This is a genomic window from Burkholderia sp. WP42 (genome assembly GCF_000745665.1).
Lineage (GTDB): Bacteria > Pseudomonadota > Gammaproteobacteria > Burkholderiales > Burkholderiaceae > Burkholderia > Burkholderia vietnamiensis.
Genome location: NZ_KN050724.1, coordinates 73,198 through 92,427, shown reverse-complemented (window position 1 = coordinate 92,427; position 19,230 = coordinate 73,198). Strand labels below are relative to the sequence as shown.

The 19,230-nt window shown below is 68.4% G+C and carries 19 protein-coding genes; 9 read left to right on the top strand and 10 right to left on the bottom strand.

The window, feature by feature from the left end; translation table 11 throughout:
- The first annotated feature begins 108 nt into the window (after positions 1-108).
- Complete coding sequence (locus tag EX20_RS25130) at positions 109-1,245, top strand: extracellular solute-binding protein (protein ID WP_034195103.1); 1,137 nt, start codon at positions 109-111, stop codon at positions 1,243-1,245.
- Entirely contained in the window at positions 1,242-3,017 is a 1,776-nt protein-coding gene (locus EX20_RS25125; protein WP_034195102.1) for a diguanylate cyclase domain-containing protein, read from the top strand. The genes EX20_RS25130 and EX20_RS25125 overlap by 4 nt, the downstream gene beginning before the upstream one ends.
- A 105-nt stretch (positions 3,018-3,122) precedes the next feature.
- Here the strand turns inward: EX20_RS25125 and EX20_RS25120 are convergent, their stop codons facing one another.
- From EX20_RS25120 to EX20_RS25105, 4 genes are all read right to left on the bottom strand, one after another.
- Positions 3,123-3,425 carry a DUF4148 domain-containing protein gene (locus EX20_RS25120; RefSeq protein WP_011882313.1) on the bottom strand — a complete coding sequence of 101 codons (303 nt, stop codon included), beginning with the start codon at positions 3,423-3,425 and terminating at the stop codon, positions 3,123-3,125.
- A 218-nt stretch (positions 3,426-3,643) separates the two neighbouring features.
- The gene (locus EX20_RS25115) at positions 3,644-3,904 is read right to left on the bottom strand and encodes a hypothetical protein (RefSeq protein ID WP_011882312.1); all 261 of its coding nucleotides are present in this window, start codon (positions 3,902-3,904) and stop codon (positions 3,644-3,646) included.
- Positions 3,905-4,012: 108 nt separating this feature from the next.
- Positions 4,013-4,852 (bottom strand): sulfite exporter TauE/SafE family protein, encoded by an 840-nt coding sequence (locus EX20_RS25110; RefSeq protein WP_034195101.1) that lies wholly within the window; start codon positions 4,850-4,852, stop codon positions 4,013-4,015.
- On the bottom strand, positions 4,849-5,016 hold the full coding sequence (locus EX20_RS25105) for a hypothetical protein (RefSeq protein WP_156126951.1): 168 nt from the start codon (positions 5,014-5,016) through the stop codon (positions 4,849-4,851). Before EX20_RS25105 ends, EX20_RS25110 begins: the two co-directional genes overlap by 4 nt.
- 52 nt (positions 5,017-5,068) lie before the next feature.
- Here EX20_RS25105 and EX20_RS25100 point away from each other — a divergent pair, with 52 nt between their 5' ends.
- Together EX20_RS25100 and EX20_RS25095 are read left to right on the top strand one after the other, a co-directional pair.
- On the top strand, positions 5,069-5,965 hold the full coding sequence (locus EX20_RS25100; protein WP_034195099.1) for a LysR family transcriptional regulator: 897 nt from the start codon (positions 5,069-5,071) through the stop codon (positions 5,963-5,965).
- Positions 5,966-6,090: 125 nt separating this feature from the next.
- A complete protein-coding gene (locus EX20_RS25095; RefSeq protein WP_014724823.1) occupies positions 6,091-6,723 on the top strand; it encodes a LysE family translocator in 633 nt (210 codons plus the stop codon).
- A gap of 137 nt (positions 6,724-6,860) precedes the next feature.
- Here EX20_RS25095 and EX20_RS25090 read toward each other — a convergent pair whose 3' ends face one another.
- From EX20_RS25090 to EX20_RS25080, 4 genes are all read right to left on the bottom strand, one after another.
- Positions 6,861-8,564 (bottom strand): purple acid phosphatase family protein, encoded by a 1,704-nt coding sequence (locus EX20_RS25090; protein WP_014724824.1) that lies wholly within the window; start codon positions 8,562-8,564, stop codon positions 6,861-6,863.
- A 488-nt stretch (positions 8,565-9,052) separates the two neighbouring features.
- Positions 9,053-10,441, bottom strand: a complete 1,389-nt coding sequence (locus EX20_RS25085) for a DHA2 family efflux MFS transporter permease subunit (protein WP_011882307.1) — start codon at positions 10,439-10,441, stop codon at positions 9,053-9,055.
- Between the two features lie 464 nt (positions 10,442-10,905).
- Positions 10,906-11,277 (bottom strand): hypothetical protein, encoded by a 372-nt coding sequence (locus tag EX20_RS32275; protein WP_131929060.1) that lies wholly within the window; start codon positions 11,275-11,277, stop codon positions 10,906-10,908.
- Between the two features lie 277 nt (positions 11,278-11,554).
- Entirely contained in the window at positions 11,555-12,634 is a 1,080-nt protein-coding gene (locus tag EX20_RS25080) for a linear amide C-N hydrolase (protein WP_034195098.1), read from the bottom strand.
- A gap of 462 nt (positions 12,635-13,096) precedes the next feature.
- Here EX20_RS25080 and EX20_RS25075 point away from each other — a divergent pair, with 462 nt between their 5' ends.
- The gene (locus EX20_RS25075) at positions 13,097-13,300 is read left to right on the top strand and encodes a cold-shock protein (RefSeq protein ID WP_011882304.1); all 204 of its coding nucleotides are present in this window, start codon (positions 13,097-13,099) and stop codon (positions 13,298-13,300) included.
- Positions 13,301-13,761: 461 nt separating this feature from the next.
- Positions 13,762-14,025, top strand: coding sequence for a translation initiation factor IF-1 (gene infA / locus EX20_RS25070; RefSeq protein ID WP_011882303.1), 264 nt, complete (start codon positions 13,762-13,764; stop codon positions 14,023-14,025).
- A gap of 277 nt (positions 14,026-14,302) precedes the next feature.
- Here the strand turns inward: infA and EX20_RS25065 are convergent, their stop codons facing one another.
- Complete coding sequence (locus EX20_RS25065; RefSeq protein WP_034195097.1) at positions 14,303-15,691, bottom strand: MFS transporter; 1,389 nt, start codon at positions 15,689-15,691, stop codon at positions 14,303-14,305.
- Positions 15,692-16,065: 374 nt separating this feature from the next.
- Here EX20_RS25065 and EX20_RS25060 point away from each other — a divergent pair, with 374 nt between their 5' ends.
- Positions 16,066-16,314 (top strand): hypothetical protein, encoded by a 249-nt coding sequence (locus EX20_RS25060; RefSeq protein WP_014724831.1) that lies wholly within the window; start codon positions 16,066-16,068, stop codon positions 16,312-16,314.
- Positions 16,315-16,334: 20 nt separating this feature from the next.
- Here the strand turns inward: EX20_RS25060 and EX20_RS25055 are convergent, their stop codons facing one another.
- Positions 16,335-17,498, bottom strand: a complete 1,164-nt coding sequence (locus tag EX20_RS25055; RefSeq protein ID WP_034195096.1) for an MFS transporter — start codon at positions 17,496-17,498, stop codon at positions 16,335-16,337.
- Positions 17,499-17,776: 278 nt separating this feature from the next.
- On the opposite strand from EX20_RS25055, the gene EX20_RS25050 reads away from it, so the two are divergent.
- On the top strand, positions 17,777-18,421 hold the full coding sequence (locus EX20_RS25050) for a DUF1326 domain-containing protein (protein WP_034195095.1): 645 nt from the start codon (positions 17,777-17,779) through the stop codon (positions 18,419-18,421).
- Positions 18,418-19,209, top strand: coding sequence for a DUF2182 domain-containing protein (locus EX20_RS25045; protein WP_034195094.1), 792 nt, complete (start codon positions 18,418-18,420; stop codon positions 19,207-19,209). The genes EX20_RS25050 and EX20_RS25045 overlap by 4 nt, the downstream gene beginning before the upstream one ends.
- Positions 19,210-19,230 lie beyond the last annotated feature (21 nt).

Genomic DNA, 19,230 nt, shown 5'->3' with positions numbered 1-19,230 from the left:
CGCGAAGCTCGACTGCACACCGCTTGCGTACGGCTTGTTCCGATTGCACACGCATTGTTTTTATGGTCTTGTGGCACGATAGGCATCGACTCTAAAAAGGACAGTCGGATGCATTCGGGGAACGCGGGCGGGGACCGATTGATCAGGGGAATCGGCGTGGGGCAGCACGTGCGTTGGCATGCGTGCCGGGTCGTGTGCCGGCTGTTCGTCACGGCGCTGCTGTGCTTGCCGGGCGGTCGCGTGTTCGCGGCTTCCGTCGAAGCGGCCGGCGACAACGTGCTGCGTGTGCTCGCGTGGCCGGGCTATGCCGACCACGATGTCGTCAATGCCTTCGAGACGCAATTCCATGTGCGCGTCGAAGTGACCTTCGTCGATTCGGACGAGGCGCTGTGGACCCGCATGCACAGCGCGTCGCCGCCGCCGTACGACGTGCTCGCGGCGAACACGGCCGAGATCCAGCGTTACGTGCGCGACGGCCTGCTCGCGCCGATCGAGCTTTCGCAGATCCCGAACCGCCGGCGGCAACTGCCGAATTTCCAGCAGCTCGACACGATCGGCGGGCTCGTCAGCAACGGCTTCGCTTATGCGATTCCGTTCACCTATTCGTCGATGGGCCTGATCTACGACCGCAAGCAGGTGCCGGTCGCGCCGCACTCGATGCTGGCGCTGTGGGACGCGCGTTACCGCGGCAAGGTGCTCGATTTCAACAGCGCGCAGCACAATTTTTCGTTCGCCGCGCTTGCCCTCGGCTATCCCGAGCCGTTTCGCCTGACGCCCGCGCAAACGCTTGCCGTCGCACGCAAGCTGGTCGACCTGCGGCGCAACCTGCTCACCTACTACACGCTGCCCGAAGAAGCGACCGCGCTGTTCGTCGCGCATCGTGCGGCGCTGATGTTCGGCAACTACGGGACGCAGCAGGTCGAGCAGCTGCGTCGCGCGGGCGCGGACGTCGGCTACGTGATTCCGGACGAAGGCGCGCTCGCCTGGCTCGATTGCTGGGGCGTCACGCGCGGCGTGCAGCATCGCGCGCTCGCGTTCGCCTGGATCAACTACATGCTGGAGCCGGCGGTCGGCACGCTGCTGACCGAGCGCCAGGGGCTCGCCAACACGCTGCAGCCGACGCCCGGTCTCGACGCCGGGCACCAGCATCTGGTGTGGCTGCAGCCGGTGGAGGACATCACGCGGCGCGAGGCATTGTGGAGCCGCATCGTGTCGGGCGATCGCCCGGAGCGGTTCGACAAATGATCAGGCTCGGGCTCACGTCGAAGCTGTCGGTGCTGTTCGCGTGCATCGGCGTGATCGCGGCCGGCACGACCGGCTACTACGCCTATCGCGCGAACCGGACGATGCTCGTGCTCGAGGCGCAGCACAGCCTGCTGATGTCGACGCACCTGCTCGGGAAGCGCTTCACGACCGCGCTGTCCGACGTCGCCGACGATGCGCTCGTGCTCGCGCAGCTGCCTTCGTCCGCGCGCGTCGCGCTCGGCACGGACCCCGACCGCGCGCCGCGCACGCGGCTCGAGCAGGTGTACGTCAGTTTCATGCGCAACCATCCCGAGTATCTGCAGATCCGGCTGATCGCGCGCGCGGATTTCGGGCTCGAGCGGCTTCGCGTCGACCGCGACGCGCACGGCGTGGTCGTGTTGCCGGAGACGATGTTTCAGGAGAAGGGCCAGTTTTCGTACGTCTTCGACACGCTCGCGACGGCGCCCGGCCACATCTACCTGTCGCCGATCGGAATCGATCACGAGAACGGTTCGCACGAAGCCGAAGGGTTGCCGATGCTGCGGGTGGGCACGCCGGTGGTCGACGTGCACGGCCGGATCGTCGGCGCGCTGGTGATCGACGTCGAGCTGTCGCGCATGTTCGAACGGCTGGAGCGCGACCTGCCGCAGGACTACGCGGTGTACATGGCGAACGAGTGGGGCGACTTCATCGTGCATCCCGATCCGTCGCAGACCTTCGGCTTCGATCGCGGCCGGCGCGTGCTGATGCAGGACAGCTTTCCAGCCACGCGGCTGCTGTTCGGCGGGGTGCGCACGAACGTGACGCTCGACGGGCTCGCCGAGCCCGACACGCTGCCGGGCGAGATGGCGGCGTTCGTGCGCACGCCGTTCGGCAACGCCGAAGGCAACCGCTTCGTCGTGCTGGGCGCCTCGCGCCCGCTCGCCGACGTGCTGACGCCGGCCGGGATTCTCGGTGAGCGGATCGTCCGGATGGTGCTGCTGATGAGCGTCGCCGCGGTGATTCTCGCGATCCTGTTCGCGCGCGCGATCACGCGGCCGCTGCAGATGCTCGCGCGCGCGGCGACCCACGTGTTCGACGAGCGGGCCACCGAGCGGCTGCCCGTCGCGCGCGCCGACGAGATCGGCGTGCTCGCGCGCTGCTTCGACAGCATGCGCGTCGAGATCCGCACGCAGGTTGCGATGTTGCGCGCGAAGCAGCAGGAGCTCGCGCATCTGGCCGGTCACGATCCGTTGACCGGACTGCCGAACCGCCTGCTGTTCATGGAGCGCCTCGAGGAGGCGATCGGGCACGCGGCCGCGACGCGCGACGGGCTCGCGGTGATGTTCGTCGATCTCGACCGCTTCAAGCAGATCAACGACCAGCACGGCCACGCGGCCGGCGACCGCGCGCTCGTCGCCGTCGCGACGCGGCTGACTCAGGTGCTGCGCACCGGCGACATGGCGGCGCGGCTCGGCGGCGACGAATTCATCGTGCTGATCGCCGACGTGCGCTCGCCGACGGTCATCGACGAGATCGCGTCGCGTATCCAGATCGTGATGGCGCAGGAGATGGAGTTCGGCGACCGGCAGCTGGCGGTGGGCGCGAGCATCGGCGTCAGCGAGTATCCGGCCGACGGCACATCGGCCGAGGAACTGCTGGTGAAGGCCGACGCGGCGATGTACGCGGCGAAGGCGTCGGCGCAGAGCGCATGCGTGCGGTATCAGACCTTGCTGGGCAGCGGTGTCGCGGCCGACGGCGCGCAGCGCGCGGCGGCCGAGGACGGCTGCTGAGCGCGGTCGCCGGGCAGTGGAAGCCCGACGATGAAACGGCGCGAGCCCGTCTCGCGACGGGCTCGCCGGATCTGCGTGGGCCGCGCGATGCGCGCGGCGGCACGCTTAGTGGCCGAAATAGACCGAGTCGTGTGCCGGGCGCACCTTGACTGCCGCCGGTGCGCCGCCCTCGACTACCGCAGCCGGCTGTGCGCCGTAGCCGCTGTCGTCGACCGCGTGTACGCGGGCTTGCGCGGCCTGGATGTCGGCAGGATAGTGCGGGCTCGACTGGCTCGGCGTGTAGCCTGCATGTTCGAGTTGAACCAGTTCGTTGCGCAACTGCGCACGGGTGACGGTGCTTTGCGCGTATGCGCCGACCGAAGCGGACAGGGCGACAGCGGCAACGACTGCGGAAACGAGCGACTTCATGATGACCTCCGATGTTCTATTGAGTTCGCCGGCGACACCGTGTCGTGAGCGATTGATTACATCGTAGGCGTCGGAAGATTCAGGGTAAACGCGGGTTTCGACGAAAGATTCTTTTGGTGAGGGCAACAATCGCGGGCGCAAACGAAGGCGAAACGGGATTCGTCCCCGCATGCGTCCACCGCGCGCCGACGGTAGGCGGCGAAGGCCAGCCGCCCGTTTCAGACGCCGTCCGCGTCGTCGATTTCCTTGCGCTCGCGGCGTTCCTCGTTGCCGCGGCGCGCGCGCAGACGCTGGCGCGACAGGACCGCGATCACCTGCTGGGTCGGCGCGTCCGACGGCAGTTCGTTGCGGATGCGATCGGGCACCATCGGCAAGCCCGCGCGCTGCCGGCGCAGTGCCTTCGCAATCGCGCGGCGACACTCGTCGCCGTGGCAATCCCATTCATCGCGGATTCGGTGGCAGTAACGGCATGGTTCCATGCCGGACAGTCTAACGCGTGTTGCGGATCGAGGCCGGATGGCGGTAGCGCGGCAATCCGAATCTCGCGCGTGCGGCGATCCAATGAACCGCGCGGCGCGCGGCGGCCGTCATTTTCCGTCGACGCGCGCGCGATCGGCATGAGCCACCGGCGCAGCGGCAGGCCGCAGCACGGCCGATTTCCAGATCATCTGCGCGGCGGCGGCCAGCACGAACAGCAGGACGACCGTGCGAAACACGCGCGGCGACATCCTGTCGCGCAGCGGCCGGACGAGCCACATGCCGGCGATCGCGGGGACGCTGGCCGCGGCCGAAATCGCGAGGTCCGCGCCGCTCGCATGCGCGGCGCCGCTGAACGTCGTGATCAGCGTGACGATCGACACGACGAGGATGATCGCGATCTGCTTCGTGAACGCTCGGCCGGTCGCGCCCGCCGAAATGAGGTATGTCGCGAGCAGCGGGCCGGGCACCGACGCGATGCTCTCCATCAGCGCGGCGCCGAAACCCAGGACGAAGCCGACCGGCCGTTGCCATGCGGGCGGCAGCGTCAGCTTCGGCGCGCTCAGCATCAGCGCGGCGGCGACGATCAGCAGCAGGCCCGATGCGGCCTGTGCGTGATGCGCATTCATCGCCAGCAGGATGACGACGCCGACGATGTTGCCGAGTACCGTGCCGACGATCGGCGCGGCGATCTTGCGCGCGGTGGCCAGCAGTTGGCCGCCTTCCAGCGCCTGCGGGATGTTGCCCAGGATGATCGGCATCGACAGCAGCAGCACCGCATCGCGAATCGGCAGGAACTGGCTGAGGATCGGCATCGCCACCAGCGGTACGCCGATCCCGGTGATGCCCTTGACCATGCCGCCCAGCAGCAGCGCAACCGCGATGCCGGCCAGATCGGGCAGCGAGAGCCCGTGCAGGGCGGATACCAGCACACCTTCTGTCAGATTCATGTCGATTGCCGACGCGTGCGCGCGTGCACGCGGTTGTCGTGTTGTCGGGTTGTCGGATCGAGCCGGCCGCGCTGTTGCAGCGCGCGGCCCGATGCGACGCCGCATGTTACCCGAGCCGCGCTGGCATCGCGCACATGCTGCAGCGCCGCTTCGATCTGGTTCATGCCGATCGACCGTATCATGCAGACAGTTCACGTATCGAAACAAGGAAACCAGATGACGCTTGCGCAGTTGCAGGCGCTGGCTGCCGTCGTCGAACTCGGTTCGCTGACGGCCGCGGCCGAGCGGCTCAGCCGCAGTCAGTCCGCGATCAGCCACGCGCTGACCGAGCTCGAGGATCTCACCGGCGTCAAGCTGTTGTTGCGCGACCGCCAGCCGGTCGTGCTGACCGCTTCCGGCGAACGCCTGTGGCCGTACGTGCAGAACGTCGTCCGCGACGCGCATACGCTGCGTCAGCAGTTCGCGCTGTCGCGCGGCAAGCTCGAAGGCCGGCTGGTGGTCGCGTCGCTGCCGAGCGTGTCGCTTGCCTTCGTCGTGCCGGCGCTGGAGGCGTTGAAAGCCGCGCACGCGGGCGTGACCGCGGTGCTGCTCGAAGGCACCGATGCGGAGGTCGAAGGCTGGATCGACGACGGGACGGCCGACATCGGCGTGGTCGCCGGCGCGAAGACGTTCCCGAACACGCTGCCGCTGCTCGACGAGGAGTTCGTCGCGGTGACGGCGCCCGACCTGTTCGAAGGCCGCCACAGCGTGTCGCCGAAGCGGCTCGCCGCGCTGCCCTTCATCTTCTCGAAAGCCGGCTGCGGGCCGGTGATCGCGGATTACTTCGCGCGCAACGGCGCGTCGCTGCGCGCGGCGTTCAACGTGGTCGAGATGCGTACGATCCTGTCGATGGCGGAAGCCGGGATGGGCGTCTCGATCGTCCCGCGCATCACGCTCATGTACTCGCGCTTCGGCGGTCGCGTGCTCGAGCTGTCGCCGCGGCTGCACCGGTCCGTGCGCTTGGCGTGGAAGGCGGCCGGCAACGCGGTCGTCGACGAATTCGTGGGGCTGGTCGACGCGCAGCGTGCCAGGACCGGGAAGACCGTCCGTACGCGGGCGAAGAAGGCGAAGTAGGGCGCCGGCCCGCGCGATGCAGACTGCTCATCAGAGGCTTGCAGTTTATTCATGCCGACGCAGGCCGACATGCACTACATTGTTCGACGTTCACCCGTCACCCGATATCGCGCAAGGAGCCCGCCGTGCCGACGCTGCCCACCCTGATTGCTTTTGGACTCGTATCGCTCGGCATGGCGCTCACGCCCGGCCCGAACATGCTGTACCTCATCTCGCGCTCGATCTGCCAGGGCCGGCGCGCCGGGCTCGTGTCGCTCGGCGGCGTCGCGCTGGGCTTCGTGTTCTACATGTTCTGCGCGGCATTCGGCATCACCGCGCTGTTGCTGACGGTGCCGTACGCGTATGACGCGCTGCGTTTCTGCGGCGCCGCATACCTGCTGTATCTCGCGTGGCAGGCGCTGCGGCCCGGCGGTCGCTCCGCGTTCGAGGTCCGGCAACTGCCGCACGACAGCGGCGCGCGACTCTTCGCAATGGGCTTCGTCACGAACCTGGCGAACCCCAAGATCGCGGCGATGTACCTATCGCTGCTGCCGCAGTTCATTTCGCCCGCATACGGCAGTGTGCTCGCGCAATCGCTGGCGCTGGGCTGCGTGCAGATCGCGGTGAGCGTCAGCATCAACGCGCTGATTGCCTGCATGGCCGGCTCGATCGCCGGCTTCCTCGCCGGCCGGCCGCTGTGGGCGCGCACGCAACGCTGGCTGATGGGCACCGTGCTGGCCGGCCTCGCCGTGCGTATCGCGGTCGAATCGCGCAACTAGCGCGCGGCACGGTGCGTGACGATCGGCATCGCGCGGATCGTCACGCCGTGCCAATGAGTCATCGCGCGCACCGAGCGACCGTCCGCAGCGTCGGCGCGAGGCCGCAGCGCCGCGCTGCGCGGCGTGCGGCCACCGGATCAATGCTCGCGGCGCTGCTTGCGCAACTCGATCGTCTCGAACAGCTCGTACTGCGGGCTCGGGTGCTGGTCCGCACCGGGCGCATGGTAGTAGCGCATCGTGATCGTCGTGTGGCCGCCGGGCTTGCCCGGATCGTGGTCGAACACCGCGATCCCGTAACCGGTGCCCGTATCGCGTCGCGCCGACCAGATCGCATCCTCGAGCGCGTCGGCGGGCTTGCGCACGAACGTGTTCGGCGCCGTGCCGGGCACCGGCCGGTTCGGTTTCGTGAAGACCTTCGCCTGCGCGTAGCCGGTCGCCGGGTTTTCTCCGTACACGTCGAGCGGCGCGCTGGTGCCGCCGCCGCCGAGGATCAGATGGATCGTGCCGGCGCTCGTGTCGAACGTGGTGCGGTCCGGTTCGGTCGGGCCGACCGGGCGCGGCTGCAGCGTTTCGACCACTTCGCCGGTCGAGGCGTCGACCCCCGCGCGGTGATTGCAGCCGCGCACCGGGTAGCTGCGCTCGTAGTCGTGATCGTGGCCGCACAGCACCAGATCGACGCCGTAGCGGTCGAACAGCGGCAGCCACGCTTCGCGGATGCCCTTGTCGGAGCCGTTGCCCGTCTTCGACGAACTCAGTGCGTCCTGATGCATCTGCACGACGATCCAGTCGATGTCGTCGTCGTGCGCCGCGTGGCGCAGCGTGTGCTCGAGCCAGCGCGTCTGCTCGCCGTTGCTGTAGCCGCGCACGTAGAACGACGTGCCCGGCTCGATCGGCGCGTGCCCGGTGCTCGCGGCCGGCACCAGCGGCGCGGGGCCGGCGACGAACGCGGCGGCGTCCTGGTAGACGACGTCGTCGGCGTCGAGCGAGATGAACAGGACCGAGCTCACGCGGAAGCTGTACCAGCGGCCCGGAAAGCGCGTGCCGTTCTCGGGCAGCTGGTAGCGCGCGAGATACGAGTCGAGCCCTTGCGGGCCGTTGTTGAACTCGATCTCGTGATTGCCGGGGCACGGCATCCACGGCCGGTTCGCGGCCGACGACTGGTTGTTGTTGCCGAAGTCGCGCCATACCTCGGGCTGGTGCGCGGGGTTCAGGTTCGCGTAGCAGAGGTCGCCGTTCAGCAGGTGGAACAGCGGCTGGAATTGCTCGACGGCCTGCACCGCGAAGCGGCTCTGCGGCGACGACAGCACCCACGCGCCGTTCGGCGTCGCGAGGTCGCCGTAGCTCGTGAAGCGGAACGGCGCGCGCCCGCGCGGAGCGGTTGCGAACGTCGCGGCGAACGGCTGCGCGGCGTTGCTGTCGTTGTCGGCGGTGAGCTCGTAGCGATAGCGCGTGTTCGGCTTGAGCCCATGCACGCGCGCGTGGTAGGTGAACACCGTTTCGCCGTTCAGGCCGTCGGTGTAGATGCGTTGCACGCCGTGCACGGTGCGTGCCGGTTCGCCGTCGGCGACGATGCGTGCGCGCGGGTTGACGGCCGGCGCGAGCGACGCCCACGAGATCGCGACTTCGGAGCTCGGGTCGTTGCCCCACGTCAGATGCACCTGCTCGGGGGTGCCGTCCGGCGTCGCGGCGGCCGCGCGTGCAGCGCCGAGGCCGCTCGCTGCGGTGGCGAGGCTGGAGACGCCGGCCAGTTTCAGGAAGCCGCGACGCGACACGGAAGCGGCCGGCTCGTTCGACGCGTTCGATTCGTTCGACTCGGCGGTGAAGGTGTCCTGGTTCGACATGATCGGATTTTCGTTGGATGACACGCGCAAGGCGGAACCGTCCGGCCGTGCGCATGCACGCCCGGAGGAGCGGCCGGAAACGAGCGGGAATCCGGTGCCACGCATTGTCGAAGCGCAGTTTTGCCGCGGTGTGACAGACGACTTTCGACACGTGGACGGGATGCTTCGGATGGCAGCGTCGCGCGTGCCGGTCGCCGGAGGTTCAACGGCGGTGTCGCGATCAGTTTTCCTGCGTGCAGCGTTGGACGGCGGTGCGGTCGCGTCGGTCGATTCGGTCACTTCCGCAGATGGACGGTGCTGCACCGCCTTTCATAGAGCCTTCCATTTCATTACGTTCTGGCGTGCGATGAACGGCTACGCTCGCTTTGGCTCGGGGGCGAGCCGGAACGCGCGATAGACGGTCAGATCGTCGTGCGAACCGACGTCTTGCGACGCCGAAGCTCGCTGCGCTGCTGACAGCTGCCGGCACGACGCAGCCGCGCCGCCGCTCACGCGGACGGCCGCGATGCGGCGGGCGTCGGCGACGCGCCGGCGTCGATGCGACGGAACACGACCGACGACAGCAGCGTAACCGTGCCCATGCAGACGAACGACAGCATGAAACCGCTCGCCATCGCGCCCGATTGCCGCGCGAACAGGTTCACCAGCCCGCCGCCGATCGACACGCCGAGCGCCATCGCGAGCATCTGCATCATCGTGAACAGGCTGTTGCCGCTGCTCGCGTCGGCGTGCGACAGCCCCTTGAGCGTCACCGCGTTCATCGCGGCGAACTGCATCGAGTTGGCCGCGCCGAACACGATCAGCAGCGCGATCTCCAGCGCCGGCGCCGGCTGCGCGCACACCAGCGCGAATCCGGCGATCGCCGTGCCGACGATTGCCGTGTTCACGACGAGGAACGCCGAATAGCCGAACCGTTTCGCGAGCGGCGCGATCCAGCGCTTCGCGATCACGCCGGCGATCGCGGCCGGCAACATCATCGTGCCCGACTGCAGCGGCGTGTAGCCGAGCTGCACCTGCATCAGCAGCGGCAGCATGAACGGCACCGCGCTCGTGCCGATCCGGCACAGCAGGTTGCCGAGCAGCCCTGCGCCGAAATTCGGCTCGCGAAACAGGCCGAGCCGGAACAGCGGCTGCACGCGGCGGCGCGCGTGCGGCAGATAGGCGAGCGCGCTCGCCGCGCCGAGCGCGGCAAGGCCGGCAGCCCACGCGGCGCGGTGTGCGGCCATCGGCGGATCGATCGCGAGCGACAGCGCGATCATCGCGGCCGACAGCAGCGCACAGCCGGCGAAGTCGAAGCGCGGCGGTCGGGCCGTCCGATCGTGCGGCAGAAAGCGCTGCACCATGACGAAACCGAGCATGCCGACCGGTACGTTGACGATGAACACCCAGTGCCATGAGATCGCCTGCGTGAGCCAGCCGCCGAGCGTCGGCCCGACGATCGGCCCGAGCTGCGCGGCGGTCGACACGAACGCGATCGCCGCGACGTACCGCTCGCCCGGCACGCGCCGCAACACGGCGAGCCGCCCGATCGGCAGCAGCATCGAGCCGCCGACGCCTTGCACGGCGCGTGCGAGCACGAGCTGGCCGAGCGAGTGCGACGCGGCGCAGGCGACCGATGCGAGCGAGAACATCAGGATCGCGACCGAGAACACGCGGCGCGTGCCGAACCGGTCGGCGAGCCAGCCCGACGCGGGCGTGAGCATCGCCATCGTCAGCGTGTACGCGACCACGACCGGCTGCATCGCGAGCGGCGATGCGTGCAGGCTGTGCGCGATCGACGGCAGGGCGGTGTTGACGATCGTCGTGTCGAGCGACTGCATGAAGAACGCGGCGGCGACGATCCACAGCAGCGCGGCGTGTGAGGGTTCGCGGGACATGAAGGAATTGGGCGAGCGGTGGCCGGCGACGCGCAGGTTGGCGCGGCCGCGGCGGGCGCGCGTCGGCGCGTGCGCCGGTTGACGAGACCACGATGGTACCGATTCCGGACGGCGCCGGAAAGCCGCGGCGATCATGCGGTGCACATGAGCGCTGGGTGGATGCTGGTCGATCGCGCCGTGCGGTTCGCGGCATGCGCGGTGGTGGACGATCTGATCGTCACCGGCTGCCGCGCAGTTGCGGGCCGGCCGGCGTAGAGCGCACGACGTGCACGGGCGCGAGGGGACGTCGGACGTGCAAGCCCGACCCGCAGCCTCACTTCGACAATGCCGGATCTGCGTCGCTCCGACGGGCGGGCCTGGCACCGGATGCGTACCCGTGCATGCCGATTCGTTTCCCGCAGACTGGTTGCGTGCGCATCGTCCGCGCGATTCGTTTCCGCTTCGCCCCGAGCCATCGCCCGTTGTCACATCGATGAAACGCTTTTCCCCGACGAATGCTGCCGCGCGAGCTTGTCTTCGCGCGTTGCAGTACGAGCCACGGCCGCTGCACCGCGCCGCCGCCCGTGAATGGCCGGAAACGGATGCGTTCCTGCAACATTTCCATCGGCTGCGCTGCCGAACGACAGCCTACGTTCAACGGCGATGCTTGCGCCGCAACGGTCTGCGCCGTCTGGCACGTGCCTTGCGATGATGCCCGTGCCGCTCGACACCGCGACAGATGGCAACGACGAATCGCGGGAGCGGCGCAAAACGACATCGAAATATCGGGGTATCGGATCGAGCCGCAGGATCGCGGCGGTTCGTGTCGGACGCAGGTTGCGTCGTATCGGCGACATGAACGGGCTACAGGTTCGCTCCGTCAAACAGCAAGCTTGCTTGCGGGATGTCGTGCCGGGGAGGCCCGCTGCGGGTGGCGCATGGCGCTGCACGCAGCGGGTCGGCGCGCTTCGAGGAAGCGGGCGCACGCGCGCGGAAAGCGGATTCTTCACAACCGAAACGCTGCACTCAGCACGAAGCCGACGCGGGCCGTTACCGTTCGCGCGTATTGTGAGCGAGCCCATCGCGGGTAGCCATGGACCATGCCGCCCGTGTCGAGCCGCGTGCGACGCGGTGTCAGCGCGCCTGCGCGGCGCCGAGCCCGAGAAACGGAAACGGCCTGGCCGGACGGAACGCGGCGGAAACCTCCCCACTGAACGTATTGCGCTGCTCTTTGCCGAGGTCGAGGCGCTTGACCGGCGCACCGGCAGCGAAGTCGACTTTCTTGAGATCGATCCAGAAGGTGTTCGGCGTCAGCGCCGATTCGAAGAAATAGAGCATGCGCTTGTGGTCGGCAACGGTGCGCCACCGCGTCGACGAGATGTTCGGCTCGTCCGGTGTCGTGATGCCGTACGGGACCGACACGTTGCGGATCACGCTGAACACGCTCGCGAGTGCGATGCCCGGATCTTCGCTCTTGGGTATCGCGTCGATGTAAAACGACGCGCGCGCAAACCGGTCGGCCGCGCGATTGGTCCCCGGTAACCAGACCGTGCCGCCGATCTGCTTCCAGTAGGCGTTCAGCGCGAGCTGCGCATCGAACGTCGGCGAGTTCGTCATGACCTGATACTGCCGGCCGTGATGGATGACCTGCCGGCCGTCGATGTATTCGACGATCGCGCTGTCGCCGGTGGCGTCCGACATCGACAGGTGCAGGGTGGCGAGCCGCTGTTCGCCGGGGACGTTGTCGGTGACGATCGTGAACGGCTCCTTCTCGAGCGCGCTGACCGCTTCGGCAACGGTCGCGAAGTTGTCGAGCACGTACTGCGCCCATGCCGCAATGGTCAGGCCCGGTTTGGAATTCCGGTCGAACGCCGGGTATTTCGATTCGACGAGCCAGAGCAACTCGGCCGCGAGCCCCTTCTCGTTCATCCCGTCGGTGGTCGACACGTCGTAGCCCGTCGCGACGACGCTGCCGTATCGGGCCACCCATTTCAGCGAGTTCGGCCCGGCCTCGCCGCTGCGCGCGATGCCGCGCGGCAGGATGTAGAGGTTCGTGGCGATGTCCTGTTTCCAGTCCATCGAGCGGGCCGTGATGACGTCGTCGTCCGCACCCAGATACACGACCCGCGTGCAGGCAGGCGATGAAACGGGCGTGGCGGCGAACGTCGCGGCGGCGACGATGCAGGGCAAGACCGAACGAAGCGGGCGGCGCATGGTGGCTCCTGTTGTGGTTATGAGACCCGGGATGCTCGACGCTTGGTGCGTGCCGCTCGGATTCGGCGCGCATCGGGTCGCACGAGTGTAATCGACGCGATGTGGTCACGCGGCCGATGCGAGCGCAGCGCGCGCGGGATCGCGAGTCGCCGCGGTTGCGTCGCGCATTCGACCCCGGCCCGCACGCCGCTGCCACCACAAAACGAGCCGCGTACCCCGCGTCACCACGCGGCCGACGCCTGTCGGGCAACGCGCAGGCACGCGTCGCGCGCGCCGGTCTCACCGAAAGAGCTTGACGTATCGCTCACTACCGCGTAGTGTCTGAGGCCGAAGTCTTCAAGAAGTCCGATTGCTCATCATTGGCCGCGCGATGTCGTGCGGTGCACGTTGGTCTCTCCCTCTTTGATTCTTTCTGTGCCCGTCACGGGCGCATGTCTTTTCATTTGTGTTAAGGAAGTATTTGTGGATACCGGTACCGTCAAGTGGTTCAACGAAACCAAGGGCTTTGGTTTCATCTCCCCGGATAACGGCGGCGACGATCTGTTCGCCCATTTCTCGGAAATTCGCGGCACGGGCTTCAAGACCCTCGCCGAAGGCCAGAAGGTCAGCTACGAAGTGAAGCGCGGCCCGAAGGGTCTGCAAGCATCGAGCATCACGCCGCAGTAAGCCGTGTCGGCAGCGGTCGCCCCAGGGCGGCCGCCGCGCCACGGATCGCGCACGGACGCCGGCTCGCGCCGGCGTGCTGCGCATTCGACGCACACGACCGATGCATCGCGAAATCGCGCGATGCATCGGTCGTGTGCTTCCTTCATCCTTCGCATGTCGATACGACGTGCGATCCAATGCCCTCGCGATGCGTTCGCCGCGTCGCGAGCGGCCGTGCTGCAACCCGAGTAGACCGTCGCCACGCTGCACGCGGCGCGGTCCCGACTTCGCGCGGTGCTGCTCGCATCACCGCCATCGACCGCCCGATCATCGCATCGCACCGGGCTCTGCTTGCAGGACGGGCGCGTCGCCCGTCCGAACGACTGGAATCCCGGCATCCGCCGGCTGCCGTCCCGTTGCCGGGTACGGCGCCGACGAGCGCGCAGCCGTCGCGGTCATTCACCTTGTCTGGAGGAATTGGTTTGGCAAAAGAAGAACTGCTGGAACTCGACGGGATCGTCGACGAAGTGCTGCCGGACAGCAAATACCGTGTGACGCTCGAAAACGGCGTCGTGGTCGGCGCATATGCGTCGGGGCGCATGCGCAAGAATCACATCCGCATTCTCGCCGGCGACCGTGTCACGCTGGAACTGTCGGTGTACGACCTGACGAAGGGGCGCATCAACTTCCGTCACAAGGACGCGAATTCGCCGCGTCCGCCGCGCGCCGGTCAAGCGCGCCGCTAAGTCGTAACGGTCGGGCGCGCCACGCTGCTCCGACCGCAATTACGTCCGGTCGCAACTAGCGGCCGGGCCACCGGGCCGCAGGCGGGCAGCGGGACGAGCCGCGCGATTCGCGTCGTGCACCCGATCGAATGCCCGTGTGTGGCCGTATGTGGGCCGTAGTGGGCCGCAGGTCGCGCGCTACTCCGCGCGCCGGCGTCGCCCCGTACACTCATCGGCATGCGCGATCGCGCTGCACGCCATATCGGCGCTGCGACCCTCCGTAACGCGACCCACGGCATCAAGCCGCCCGCTCCACACCCCGCACAGCAATCGCCGACCCGGCCGCGCCCGCAAGCTGCACCGCGGCGCCGACCAGCATCGCCACGCGCAAGCCTGCGACGCCGCCATGCGCCACCGCGAACAGCGTGCCGAGCACCGCGATCCCGAGCGTCGCGCCGGTCATCCGTGCGACGTTGACGAGCGCACTCGCGGTGCCCGAGCGCGCCGCGTCCACCGCACCCACGGCGACGGTCATCAGCGGGCCTGTCGCGATCCCCATCCCGAGCCCTGTCAGCGCCAGGCCGATTTCGGCGCCGAGCAGCTGCGGCGACGCGGCCGACGCGCCGATCGCCGCGAGCCCGCATGCGATCACCGCGACGCCGCCTGCCGTCGTCGTCCGTGTGCCGATGCGTTCCGACAAGCGCCCCGAGCACGGCGACACGGCGACGAACACCAGCGCCATCGGCAGCAGCGCGAGACCGGCCCCGGTCGAATCGAGGCGGCCGGTGCTCTGCCACATCAACGGCAGCAGAAACAGCACGCCGTACATGCCGAACGTCATCCCGGTGGTCGCGGCGATCGCGCCGCGAAACGCACCGGCGCGGAACAGGTCGAGCGGCACCAGCGCGGCGTCGCCGTGGCGCCGTTCGATCGCGACGAAGCCGATGAACGACGCGATCGCGACACAGCCCGCGATCGCGCTGCCGATCCGCGCATCGCGAAACACGATCGCCGCATACGCGAGCGAGCCCAGCGCGAGCGCACCCGTCACTTGCGCGCCGCCGTCGAAGTGCCGGCCGCGCGAATCCGACGACTCGGGCACGGCGCGAATCGCGAGCAGAATCGCCGCGACGCTCAGCGGCACGACCACGAAGAAGATGCTGCGCCATCCGAAATGTCGGATCAGCACGCCGCCGAGGGTCGGGCCGATCGCCATCGCCACGCCGTTGCAGGCGGCCCATACGCCCAGCGCGCGGCCGCGCTCCACCGGATCGCGCCACACGACGCGAACGATCGCGAGCGACGCCGGCAGCAGCAGCGCCGCGCCCACGCCGGCCAGCGCACGCGCGGCGATCAGCACCGCGACCGACGGTGCGAGCGCGCACAACAGCGACGCGACGCTAAACACCGCCGCGCCCGCGATGAAGATCCGCCGCCGACCGTAAAGGTCGGCCAGCAGCCCGCCGCTCAACAGCAGCACCGCGTAGGTGAGGTTGTAGCTGTCGACGACCCATTGCAGCGCGCCGACGCCCGCGTGGAAATACGCGCCGATCGCGTGCGTCGCGAGATTGACGACGGCCGTATCGACCTGCGCCACCAGCACGGCGATGCACAGGGTCACGAGCGTCACGCCGCGGCGCGTGGCAACGCGGCCGGCAGAAGCGGTGCGTTTTCCGGAATCGGGCATGGGGCCTTCCTCGACGGGAAATCACGTGAGCGTAGCGACCGCCTGCTGCCAGCATGGTGTCAGCAGGCCGGTGCGGAGCGCATGAAAACGGTGTGCACGCGCGGGCAAACCGCGTGCCCGCCGCACGTCGCTGCATGGCAGCATCGCGCGCCAGGGAAACGGTGCATCGACTTCGATTTCCACGGCTGCAGGCCACGCTGCGAGAGGGCGTCGCGCCACGCGTCCATTACCGTTGCCGAGTTGTCGCGCGTTCGATCGAAGATGGCGAACGGCCGCGGTGCACGCGGATCGAGACGTTCGTCTCCGATCGATTGCCAGCCGCGACGCCGCTGTCATAAGATCGTCGTCAGATCAGCCACCGCCTCCGGCGCCGAATGAAAACGACCTTACGTCTGCGCGTCGCCGTCATCGCTTCGGCCTTCGCCGTTTATCACGTGTTCATGCACGTTCAGTGGATTGTCAGCGGTTGCATCGAATTTCTTGGCAGCCGCCGTTGCAGCTTCGAGAACGACTCGAACTTCGAACGGATGATGAACGTCGACCTGCTGCTGACCTGCGCATGGACCGCCGGCGCGGCGATGGCGTGGTTCGCCGTCGCACGCGCGCGGAGGAAAGCCGGTTAACCGGCGCGTCCTCCGGCCGCTCACTGCGGGCGCGCCGAGACCGGCCGGTCGTGCAGAATCGCGAGCGACAGCGCGGCGAGCGCGCAGCTCGAGATCAGCATCAGCAACACGCCTTTGCCCGCGTGAACCATCACCCAGCCGCCGATCGACGGAAAGCCGAACGTGCCGACGAAGTACGCGGCGACGAACCACGTCAGCACGCCGTGCTGTTGCTCGGCCGCGCATCCTTCCAGCGCCTGCGCCTGAATCACCGGATACGCAAGACCATATCCCGCGCCGAGCAGCCCCGCGGCGAGCGACTGGAGCGACGGGTGAGCGGATGCGCCGAACATCGCGAGCGCACCGAGCAGCATCATCGCGAGGAGGCTCTTCGTCGCGGTGTCGGCGTTTGCGTGACGGGCCCAACGCCCGAGCAGCGAGCGCGCGGTCAACACCGCCATCGTATAAACGCTGAAGAATGTGCCGGCGCGCGCGTGCGGGTCCGGCATCAGCGACATCTGGAACGTCATCAGGCCGGCGAACACGCAGGTGCCGAGCGCGATCATCGCGATCGGCGCGGCAGCGCGCGCGCGCGATATCGCACGAAGTTCGCGTACCCAACGGCCGCCGCATACGGCGGCGGGCGGCCGAGGATGCAGGCGTCCGAATGCTTCGAGCAGCAGCGCGCCGATCACGCACATCGCCCCCACCGCATAGAGCGTGTCGTCGATCGACCAGTGGAGTGCGCGCATTGCATATGCCGCGAAAGCCGGCGCTGCGCCGACGCCGGTCATCTGGAACGTCGCCGACCGAAAGAACCATTCGGTTCGGGCCGCGCCGGCGATCCGCTCGACCAGCATCATCGGTGCGGCGAGGTGAAACGCGCCCCAGCCGAAGCCGACCAGGAACCCGGACGGAAGGTCGGTGTACGGCGCACGCCCGACCAGCGCGAAGCCCGCGACGCCCGCGCCGATGCACAGCGCGCACAGCGCGGCGAGCCGCGCGGCGCCGAGCAGGCGCGCACACCAGCCGACTACCGCGAGGCCGGCGAAGGTGCCGACGGTCGCGGCGGCGAGCGCCGCGCCGGTGTCGAGATCGCTGCCGCCCATCTCGTGAAACCGCATCGACAGCAGGAAGGTCGCTCCGTAGCCGCCCGCGGTGAGCAGGGTGCCGATGAGAAACAGCAACGCACTTTGCACGCGCATGACGGCATCCTGGACGGCGACGGTCGGACGATCGTCGACAGCGTGACAGTATGAACCGGGAACGCCGCGCGGTGCCCGCATTCGCGACGTTGCAGCCGGGCGTCGGCATTCGTCGGACATGGCGCGCAGGTATCCGAGGCGCATCCGGGCACGTATGTGTCGCGCTGCGCGTCCGTCGTCGGGCCGGTTCTGCGGCGCCGCTCGCGCGTCCTTTGCTTTCGCCTATCCGGTGCACTAGATTCGAAGCATCACGTACCGTCGACCGCGCGAGGTGAGCCATGACGCCGTGGGAGATTCGGGGAACCGAGCTGATGAACTGCAATTGTTCATACGGTTGTCCCTGCCAGTTCAATTCGCTGCCGACCCATGGCCGCTGCGAAGCGATGGGTGCGATTGCGATCGACAGCGGCTACTACGGCGACGTGGTGCTCGACGGCGTGCGCATCGCGGTCGTATTTCAGTGGCCGGGGCCGATTCACGAAGGGCGCGGCCGCTGCCAGCCGATCGTCGACGCGCGTGCGAGCCCCGCACAGTGCGACGCCGTGCTGAAGATCATGACCGGTCAGGATACCGATCCGTTCGCGACGATGTTCGCGGTGTTCGCGGCAACGCTCGAGCAGGCGTTCGAGCCGATCTTCGCGAAGATCGATTTCGACGTCGACGTCGATGCGCGCCGTGGGCGCATCAGTGTCGAAGGCGTGTTCGACGTGGTCGGCGAACCGATCCGCAATCCGGTGACGGGCGCCGCGCACCGCGCACGGATCGATCTGCCGAACGGCTTCGAATACGAGCTGGCCGAAATCGGCTCGGGCACCGGCCGCTCGCACGGGCACATCGCGCTGGACCTCGAGCGCAGCTATGCCCAGTTCGCGCGGCTGCATCTGAACAACCACGGGGTCATCCGGCATCGCGCCAGCGCATGATCCCGGTCGACGAGCTGTTCGGGCGCGAGCGCGTCGTCACGCTGCTCGGCATGGCCACGCTCGTCGCGGCCTGCTGGGGCTATCTGTGGACCGGCGCGGGGACCGGCATGTCGGCGCTCGACATGACGGCGGTCGCATTGTTTCCGCATCGACTGGCCGGCGGCATCGGCCGCATGGATCCGTCGGCGGCGACCGTGATCCTGATGTGGTGGGTGATGATGATCGCGATGATGACGCCCGGCGCCGTGCCGCTCGTGCTGCTGTACCGGCGCGTGCTGCGGCAAAGCGGCGGGCGGCGGGACGGCTCGGCGTGGTCGTCCGCGTGCCTGTTGGCCGGCTATCTCGCCGCGTGGTTCGCGTTCTCGGTCGCAGCGGCGACGCTGCAGATGCTGTTGCAGCCGGCCGGGTTGATCTCCGGCCTGATGCTGTGGTCGAAGAGCGCCGCGCTCTCGGCGATCGTGCTGGCGCTGGCCGGCGCGTATCAGTTCTCGCCGCTCAAGCGCGCGTGCTTGCGGCAATGCCGCTCGCCCGTACGCTTTCTTGCGACCCACTGGCGGCCGGGGATGTGGGGCGTGTTCGTGCTCGGCATGCGTCACGGCGCGTATTGCGTCGGCTGTTGCTGGATGTTGATGACGCTGCTGTTCGTCGGCGGCGTGATGAACGTCGTGTGGATCGTCACGCTGTCGCTCGTCGTGCTCGTCGAAAAGGTGCTGCCCGGCGGCGAGCGCGCCGGCCGCGCGCTCGGGGCGGTGTTGATCGGGTGGGCGATCGCGACGCTGCTGGTGTGAGGCGCGCGGCGGGCGTTGGCG

What these genes read in the sequence shown, in the direction of transcription:
- EX20_RS25130 (WP_034195103.1), top strand. Translation starts at nt 109, where the DNA reads ATGCATTCGGGGAACGCGGGCGGGGACCGATTGATCAGGGGAATCGGC.
- EX20_RS25125 (WP_034195102.1), top strand. Translation starts at nt 1,242, where the DNA reads ATGATCAGGCTCGGGCTCACGTCGAAGCTGTCGGTGCTGTTCGCGTGC.
- EX20_RS25120 (WP_011882313.1), bottom strand. Translation starts at nt 3,425, where the DNA reads ATGAAGTCGCTCGTTTCCGCAGTCGTTGCCGCTGTCGCCCTGTCCGCT.
- EX20_RS25115 (WP_011882312.1), bottom strand. Translation starts at nt 3,904, where the DNA reads ATGGAACCATGCCGTTACTGCCACCGAATCCGCGATGAATGGGATTGC.
- EX20_RS25110 (WP_034195101.1), bottom strand. Translation starts at nt 4,852, where the DNA reads ATGAATCTGACAGAAGGTGTGCTGGTATCCGCCCTGCACGGGCTCTCG.
- EX20_RS25105 (WP_156126951.1), bottom strand. Translation starts at nt 5,016, where the DNA reads ATGAACCAGATCGAAGCGGCGCTGCAGCATGTGCGCGATGCCAGCGCG.
- EX20_RS25100 (WP_034195099.1), top strand. Translation starts at nt 5,069, where the DNA reads ATGACGCTTGCGCAGTTGCAGGCGCTGGCTGCCGTCGTCGAACTCGGT.
- EX20_RS25090 (WP_014724824.1), bottom strand. Translation starts at nt 8,564, where the DNA reads ATGTCGAACCAGGACACCTTCACCGCCGAGTCGAACGAATCGAACGCG.
- EX20_RS25085 (WP_011882307.1), bottom strand. Translation starts at nt 10,441, where the DNA reads ATGTCCCGCGAACCCTCACACGCCGCGCTGCTGTGGATCGTCGCCGCC.
- EX20_RS32275 (WP_131929060.1), bottom strand. Translation starts at nt 11,277, where the DNA reads ATGTCGCCGATACGACGCAACCTGCGTCCGACACGAACCGCCGCGATC.
- EX20_RS25080 (WP_034195098.1), bottom strand. Translation starts at nt 12,634, where the DNA reads ATGCGCCGCCCGCTTCGTTCGGTCTTGCCCTGCATCGTCGCCGCCGCG.
- EX20_RS25065 (WP_034195097.1), bottom strand. Translation starts at nt 15,691, where the DNA reads ATGCCCGATTCCGGAAAACGCACCGCTTCTGCCGGCCGCGTTGCCACG.
- EX20_RS25060 (WP_014724831.1), top strand. Translation starts at nt 16,066, where the DNA reads ATGAAAACGACCTTACGTCTGCGCGTCGCCGTCATCGCTTCGGCCTTC.
- EX20_RS25055 (WP_034195096.1), bottom strand. Translation starts at nt 17,498, where the DNA reads ATGCGCGTGCAAAGTGCGTTGCTGTTTCTCATCGGCACCCTGCTCACC.
- EX20_RS25050 (WP_034195095.1), top strand. Translation starts at nt 17,777, where the DNA reads ATGACGCCGTGGGAGATTCGGGGAACCGAGCTGATGAACTGCAATTGT.
- EX20_RS25045 (WP_034195094.1), top strand. Translation starts at nt 18,418, where the DNA reads ATGATCCCGGTCGACGAGCTGTTCGGGCGCGAGCGCGTCGTCACGCTG.